The following is a 6,400-nucleotide window of genomic DNA, read 5'->3' on the forward strand; positions in this document are numbered from 1 at the left end:
GCCGGCAGTGCGGCAACGCACAGCCTGTCAGGCGCGCAGCAGGCTCGCGCCCCAGGTGAAACCGCCGCCCATTGCCTCCAGCATGACCAGATCGCCCGGCTTGATCCGCCCGTCGCGCACCGCCGTGTCATAAGCCAGCGGCACCGATGCGGCCGAGGTGTTGGCGTGCCGGTCCACGGTCACGATAACCTTGTCCGCCGGCAGCCCCAGCTTGCGCGCGGTGGCATCGAGGATGCGGGCATTGGCCTGATGCGGCACCACCCAGTCGATCTCGTCAACTGCGACGCCGGCATCGTCTAGCACCTCGCCCAGCACCTCGGCCAGATTGACCACCGCGTGGCGGAAAACCTCGCGCCCCTTCATCCTGAGCTTGCCGACCGTGCCGGTGGTGGACACTCCGCCATCGACATAAAGCAGCTGGTTATGCGCCCCGTCCGCGTGAAGCCTGGTCGCAAGGATACCCGGTCCATCCTCGACCACGTCCTGCGCCCCCAGCACCAGCGCGCCTGCGCCGTCACCGAACAAGACGCAGGTGGTGCGATCTTCCCAGTCGAGGATGCGGCTGAAGGTTTCCGCCCCGACCACCAGCGCACGCGTGGCCATGCCCGTGCGCAGGAAGCTGTCGGCCGTCGCCAAGGCGTAGAGAAAACCCGAGCATACTGCCGCAACATCGAACGCGGCGCCCCTGGTGACGCCAAGCCGGTGCTGGACCTGCGTGGCGCTGGCGGGAAAGGTCTGGTCAGGAGTGGCGGTCGCGAGCACGATCAGGTCGATAGTATCAGCGCCAATCCCTGCCGCCTCGAGCGCGCGGTGTGCGGCATCGGTGGCGAGCGAGACGGTGGTTTCATCCTCGGCCGCGATGTAGCGGTTGCGGATGCCGGTGCGCTCGACGATCCACTCGTCGCTGGTGTCGACCCGCGCGGTCAATTCGGCATTGCTCACCGCCTGGCGCGGCAGGGCCGAGCCGGAACCCAGAATGACCGAACGAATCATTCAACCGGACTGCCGTCGCTGGCGGCAATTGGTCCATTGACCAGCGCCGGCGCGTGGCCATTCCCGTTACCGTGACCATTCCCGCCGTGCCGTTCGCGCAGCCGGTCGGCGCCCAGTTCGGCAAGGTCGGCGGCGATGCGCGCGGTCAGATCTTCTTCCAGCAGCCGCGCGGCCACTGCGACCGCATTGGCCACGCCCACCGCATTGGCGCTGCCGTGGCTTTTCACCACCACCCCGTTGAGACCGAGGAAGACTGCGCCATTGTGATTGTTGGGGTCGAGATGGTGGCGCAGCAGTTCCGTCGCCGGGCGCGAGACGAGGAAGCCCACTTTCGAACGGATCGACGAGGTAAACGCGCGGCGCAGAAGATCGGTCACGAACCGCGCGGCCCCCTCGATCGCCTTCAGCGCGATATTGCCGGAAAAACCGTCGGTGACGACCACGTCCACTTCGCCGCGATTGATCTTGTCGGCTTCGACGAAGCCGTCAAATTGCAGCGCCAGCCCGGTTGCCGCGCGCAATTGCGCGGCAGCTTCCTGCAACTGGTCGGTGCCCTTGATCTCTTCGGTGCCGATATTCAGCAGCCGGACGCGCGGGGCCGCCGCCCCGGTGACGATCCGCGAATAGGCCGCGCCCATGATTGCGAATTGCACCAGGTTGCGGGCATCGGCCTCGGTATTGGCGCCGAGGTCGAGCATGATGACATCGTTATCGCCCAGCGTCGGCAGCAAAGCCGCGAGCGCAGGGCGGTCGATCCCCGGCAGGGTGCGCAGCGCCAGCTTGCTCATCGCCATCAGCGCGCCGGTATTGCCCGCGCTGACCGCGGCGCCGGCATCGCCGCGCTTCACCGCGTTGACGGCAAGGCCCATGCTGGTGCTGCGCGCGCGGCGCAGCGCCTGGGTCGGCTTTTCATCGCCGCCGACGACATCGTCGCAATGGAGGATTTCGGAGGCGCCGGCCAGATTGGGGTGATTGTCGAGCGCGCGGGCAATCCGCGCCTCGTCACCCACCAGCAGGAATTTGAACCGGTCGTGGCGCCGACGCGCGAGCGCGGCACCTTCGACCATCACGCGCACGCCTTCGTCGCCGCCCATCGCGTCAACAGCGATACGCGGCAGGCTCATGCGTTACTCTCCGAATGGAACGGTGGTTGCCGCTCAGAGCCCGACGGCGATGACTTCGCGGCCGTTATAGTGCCCGCAATGTGAGCACAGATTGTGCGGACGCTTCAATTCGCCGCAATTGCTGCATTCGTGGAATGCTTCCACCTTCAGCGAATCGTGTGCGCGGCGGTTGCCACGGCGGTGCGGCGAAACTTTTCTCTTAGGGACGGCCATTGCGGCACCTGTTCCTTGAAATTCAGACCTGTTGCGAGCCGCTCTAGGGTAAGGCCGCAAACCGCACAAGCGCGGTGCGCGAGCAGACCTCATCCTCGTGCGGGAAGCCGCGCCCTATAGCGGGATTGGCGGCAGTTGCAAGCGGTGGTGGCGCTGCCCGTCGGTAACGGCATTTGTCGCGGAAATGACGGGAGCTGTCACGCCACCTCGCGCACGCTTGCGGGTATTTGGCCGAAGCGCCGCAGCGGGCGGCCGCTTTCGGAGGCTTACTGATGCACATGCTACGCCATTCCACGGCCGCGATGGCGCTCGCCGCCGGCCTTGTCGCCGGACCGCTTCACGCCCAAGCGCAGACCTCTGCTGTTACCGGGTCAACCGAAGTCCCGGGCAGCCCGGATGCCAACGATCCGGCCAATCTGGTCAAGTTCGTCGATATTTCGGGCGATGGCACCACTGTGATCGGCCATGCGCGCGCGGTGGCAGGGCAGTCGAGCAATCTGCTGGCCCGCACGCCTTATGTCTTTACCCGTACCGGGACGACCCGGCTAATGCTGCCGAGCGGCTATGAAACAGGCATTCCCGTGGGCGTCTCCAACGATGGCACGGTGGTGGCCGGGACGATCGCCGTGCCGCTGGAGGCTAACACAACCCGGGCGATGACCTGGACCAACGGCACGGCCAGCATCCTCTCGATCGCCGGGGGCAACGCTTCGCAGGGCTTCGCCCTGTCGGGCAACGGCCGCGTCGTGGGCGGCGAGATCTTTTTCAACGACGGGATCAATCCGGTTCTCTGGCGCGACGGCGGAGAGCCGGTTCTGTTGACCGCCCGCGGCACGATCAACCCCTCGTTCATTACCGCTCTCAACGATGACGGCAGCGTGGTTGCCGGCAATCTCGGGGTGTTGGAAGGCGGCAAGCCGGTGATCCGGGCGGCTCGCTGGACCCAGGCGAGCGGCATCGTCCAGCTCGGCACGGTGGCCGAGCACCGCAATCCCGGCGCAATGAGCACCGCGAACGATATCTCGGCCGACGGCCTGGTGATCGTCGGCTGGTCGCAGCAGGGCTCGATCGAGCCGCAGAACGCGGTGACCGGCAACAATACGCTGGCCATGAAATGGACCGAGGCCGGCGGGATGACCTCGCTCGCGCGCTATACCGGGCAGGTCAGTTCGGTCGCCTCGGCGGTTAACGGCGACGGGAGCGTCATCACCGGCGAGGTTCGGGTGCCGACCAAGGTCGGGGCCTACACCATCGACATCAATTCAGCGGCCCGCTGGAGCGGTGGGGGCAGCGCGGTGCAGACGATTGCCGAATGGCTGGCCGCATCGGGCGTCAGCAACGGTAGCAACACCTACGACACCGCGCTGGGCGTCAGCAACGATGGCACCGTCGTGATCGGGGAAGGCAATATTAACGGGCGCAAGCAGGGTTATATCGCACGCGGCGGGGCAACCGGGGCGACCCCCCCGCCGCCGCCGCCTCCTCCTCCTCCTCCTCCTCCTCCTCCTCCACCACCGCCGCCGAGCAGCGCCGGAGTCCGGTTCGACGAACAACTGCCCGGAGCGCTCGCCAACGCGGCGAAATTTGGCCGGCTGTCGGGCGACGGGGCAAGCGTGATTGCGCAGGTCGCGGGCACAGGCGGCGCGCCTTCGACGAGCTATGTCATCGGACCCAATGGCCGCACGCTACTGGCCAATCCCTCAGGGGGCGGCGCAGCGGTCGCGTTCGACATCTCGGACGATGGCGCCACCGTGGTCGGCTTCAACGAAACTGCCGGCACGGCGGTGGTCTGGCGCGGCGGCACCGCGAGCACGCTGACCGGCCTTGCCGGATCAACCCGGTCGGAAGCGCTCGGCGTTTCGGGCGACGGGCGGGTCGTCGTCGGCGCGAGCTATCTCGATACCGCCAACCGCGCCGTCCGCTGGGTGGCCGGGGGCGCCGCGCAATCGATCGAAGGCGCGGGGTTCTACGGGTCCAAGGCGCGTGCCGCCTCGGGCGATGGCTCGGTGATTGTCGGCCACACCTTTGGCGGCCAGTTCACCGGTAACACGGTCGCCTTCCGCTGGACGGAATCGGGCGGAATGACCGCGCTCGGCACTTTGGGCAGCGGCACAGCCGGCAATTATTCCGGCGCCGTCGATGTTTCGCGCGATGGTACGACAGTAGTCGGCTATTCGACCTCGCCCAACGGTATGCGGGGCTTTCGCTGGACATCGGCCGCTGGGCTCACGGGGCTCGACCCCCTGAGCGGGGGCGACTCCACGACGGCGGAGGCCGTCAATGCCGATGGGTCGATCGTGGTCGGCTGGTCAGCCGCAGGGCGCGACCGGACCGCGGTGCGCTGGGGCCCGGCCGGCAGCCAGAGCATCGCCGCCTGGCTCGCCGCCAACGGGGTCAACAATGGCAGCAACACCTATGCCGAGGCGACCGGTGTCAGCGCGGATGGAAATGCGGTTTCGGGCAACGGGACGCTGAACGGCAAGGTCCAGGGCTTCATCGCCCGCATCGGCAGCAGCGGGACGCCAACACCCACACCGACCCCGACGCCCACACCCACGCCACCGCCTACACCGACCCCGACGCCGACCCCCGGACCCGGCACCGGCGTTATCGGGCTCGATGGTTATTTCGGCTCCTTCCCGCCCCTGCTTCTTGTGCCGCAGATCATTGGCGGGGGACCGGGGATCATCCTCGAAGGAGCGCACCATCGCGTCCTCGCGGATAACGGCCTTGCCCCTGGCGCGGGCATCTGCGGCTGGGTGACGGGCGATTTCGCCCGCGATGGCGGCCGCGATCAGCGCGGCTGGCTCGGCGAAGCCGGCATTTGCGGCGATGCGGGGCCAGTGCGCGCCGGCGCGGGCTTCGGGCTCAGCCGGATGGAGGCCGACCTGCCGCTCGGCGGGGCAATCGACGTCGATGGCTGGCACGTCACCGGCGAGGTGGATATCCGCGCCGGCAATAGCGGCCTCGTGATCTCGGCTACGGGGGTTTATGGCGAATTCGATGTCGCAACCCGCCGCGCCTATCAGAGCGGGGCGACCACTGTGACCAGCGACGGCCATACCGATGCCCATGCCCTCGCCCTGCGCGCCCGGGTGGACTGGTTCGACGCCATGCGGATCGGCGGCGTCTCGTTTGCGCCTTATGCCAGCTATACCTGGCGGCGGGTCAAGATGGCTGGATATGCAGAGGTCGGGGGCCCGTTTCCGGCGGCTGTTTCGCCGGTTACCGACGAGGCGAGCGAAGGGCGCGTCGGCCTAGCGGCAAGCGCTGCGCTCACCTCGACCACCAATTTGCGGCTCGGCGGAGAATGGGCGCACAGGTTCGACCAGACGGATAGCGGGGGCGCCGTTACCATCCTGGGCGGATTGGGCGGCACGGTGTTCGGGCCGCTGGCGGTAGAGCGCAATTGGGGACGGGTGTTCGCCGACCTCGACCAGCATATTGCACCTGGCGCAGTGATCACCGCTTCGGTGCTGGCGACGACCGATGAAGGCGAGGATTATGGCGTCACCGGATCGGTCGGACTGCGGATAAGGTTCTGATCGCGCTTGCCCTGGCGAACCGGCGTGGTAGCCCGCGCGTCGGTTCACTGGGGGCTTGCACATGGTTCTGACGGTTACACTCGCCGCAGCGGCGGCCGCCGCGATCGTCAACCTGTGGCTGTCGATCCGGGCGGGCCAGGTGCGGCATCAGGCCGGCGTCAGCATCGGCGATGGGGGCAACGAGTTGCTGGTCCGGCGGATGCGCGCGCACGCCAATTTCATCGAGAACGCGCCGCTGGTGCTGATCCTGATCGCGGCCATCGAACTGGCCCGGCCCGACACGCAATGGCTCGCCTGGGTCGCCGCCGCCTTCATCCTCGGCCGGGTGGCGCATGGCTTCGGCATGGACGGCGGCGCGATGGCCAAGGGGCGGATGATCGGCACGCTGATCACCATGCTGACGCTGCTCGGCCTCGCGGCGGTGGCGGTGCTGGTAGTGCTGCGGGTGATGTAGGGCGGCTTTTGGGAGCTTGGGGCCGAGGCTCGACGTGTCAGAGTTTGGGTGGAAAGCGGACATTGCGTCCG

General features: G+C 67.6%; 5 protein-coding genes. 2 read left to right on the forward strand and 3 right to left on the reverse strand.

The genetic code is table 11. The features are described 5' to 3' along the window. Window positions 1-27 precede the first annotated feature (27 nt). The 3 genes from ILT46_RS04890 to rpmF are packed head-to-tail and all read right to left on the reverse strand — an operon-like array spanning window position 28 to window position 2,330. Window positions 28-993 carry a beta-ketoacyl-ACP synthase III gene (locus ILT46_RS04890; protein WP_199503496.1) on the reverse strand — a complete coding sequence of 322 codons (966 nt, stop codon included), beginning with the start codon at window positions 991-993 and terminating at the stop codon, window positions 28-30. Next, the gene (gene plsX, locus ILT46_RS04895) at window positions 990-2,117 is read right to left on the reverse strand and encodes a phosphate acyltransferase PlsX (RefSeq protein WP_199503497.1); all 1,128 of its coding nucleotides are present in this window, start codon (window positions 2,115-2,117) and stop codon (window positions 990-992) included. The genes ILT46_RS04890 and plsX overlap by 4 nt, the downstream gene beginning before the upstream one ends. A 33-nt stretch (window positions 2,118-2,150) precedes the next feature. Continuing rightward, a complete protein-coding gene (gene rpmF, locus ILT46_RS04900; protein ID WP_199503498.1) occupies window positions 2,151-2,330 on the reverse strand; it encodes a 50S ribosomal protein L32 in 180 nt (59 codons plus the stop codon). A gap of 278 nt (window positions 2,331-2,608) precedes the next feature. On the opposite strand from rpmF, the gene ILT46_RS04905 reads away from it, so the two are divergent. Beyond that, entirely contained in the window at window positions 2,609-5,875 is a 3,267-nt protein-coding gene (locus ILT46_RS04905; protein ID WP_233396988.1) for an autotransporter domain-containing protein, read from the forward strand. Between the two features lie 61 nt (window positions 5,876-5,936). Continuing rightward, entirely contained in the window at window positions 5,937-6,329 is a 393-nt protein-coding gene (locus ILT46_RS04910; RefSeq protein WP_199503500.1) for an MAPEG family protein, read from the forward strand. The last annotated feature ends 71 nt before the right edge of the window (window positions 6,330-6,400 follow it).

It is taken from the genome of Qipengyuania sp. YIM B01966, from assembly GCF_016461955.1.
Taxonomy (GTDB): Bacteria; Pseudomonadota; Alphaproteobacteria; order Sphingomonadales; family Sphingomonadaceae; genus QFOP01.